The organism is Bacillus sp. GMa5/1 (genome assembly GCF_050172015.1).
Taxonomy (GTDB): Bacteria; Bacillota; Bacilli; order Bacillales; family Bacillaceae_G; genus Bacillus_A; species Bacillus_A cereus.
This window is the reverse complement of sequence record NZ_JBNLYC010000434.1, coordinates 1-663: the sequence shown is the minus strand read 5'-3', so window position 1 is coordinate 663 and position 663 is coordinate 1. Positions and strand designations below refer to the sequence as shown.

Below are 663 nucleotides of genomic sequence, written 5' to 3'. Positions count from 1 at the left end.
TAGCAATGTTATCTAGTTTTGAGAGAATATAAAAAACTTGTTGACTTTAAAAGTTAAATAAGTTAAAATGATTCTTGTCTTAAATGAATACAGTCTGGTAATGATGGCAGAGAGGTCACACCCGTTCCCATACCGAACACGGAAGTTAAGCTCTCTAGCGCCGATGGTAGTTGGGACCTTGTCCCTGTGAGAGTAGGACGTTGCCAGGCAAAATGGAGGATTAGCTCAGCTGGGAGAGCACCTGCCTTACAAGCAGGGGGTCGGCGGTTCGATCCCGTCATCCTCCACCATATATGTCGGAGGGGTAGCGAAGTGGCTAAACGCGGCGGACTGTAAATCCGCTCCTTCGGGTTCGGCAGTTCGAATCTGCCCCCCTCCACCATTCTTAATTAATGGGCTATAGCCAAGCGGTAAGGCAACGGACTTTGACTCCGTCATGCGCTGGTTCGAATCCAGCTAGCCCAGCCATTAAGAGCCATTAGCTCAGTTGGTAGAGCATCTGACTTTTAATCAGAGGGTCGAAGGTTCGAGTCCTTCATGGCTCACCATTTTAATGAAATATGCGGGTGTGGCGGAATTGGCAGACGCACTAGACTTAGGATCTAGCGCCTTTGGCGTGGGGGTTCGACTCCCTTCACCCGCACTTTTAATAAAATAACTCAT

The 663-nt window shown here is 48.4% G+C and carries 5 tRNA genes and 1 rRNA gene; all 6 read left to right on the top strand.

From position 1 onward, the window contains the following. Positions 1-93: 93 nt before the first annotated feature. Positions 94-209: ribosomal RNA gene (rrf, locus tag ACQGSG_RS29245) — 5S ribosomal RNA — on the top strand. Between the two features lie 5 nt (positions 210-214). Next, positions 215-290 (top strand) — tRNA-Val (locus ACQGSG_RS29240). Positions 291-298: 8 nt separating this feature from the next. Then, positions 299-382 (top strand) — tRNA-Tyr (locus ACQGSG_RS29235). An 11-nt stretch (positions 383-393) separates the two neighbouring features. Next, positions 394-468 (top strand) — tRNA-Gln (locus tag ACQGSG_RS29230). 4 nt (positions 469-472) lie between these two features. After that, positions 473-548: transfer RNA gene (locus ACQGSG_RS29225), tRNA-Lys, on the top strand. A gap of 14 nt (positions 549-562) precedes the next feature. Next, positions 563-643, top strand: a tRNA-Leu gene (locus ACQGSG_RS29220). The last annotated feature ends 20 nt before the right edge of the window (positions 644-663 follow it).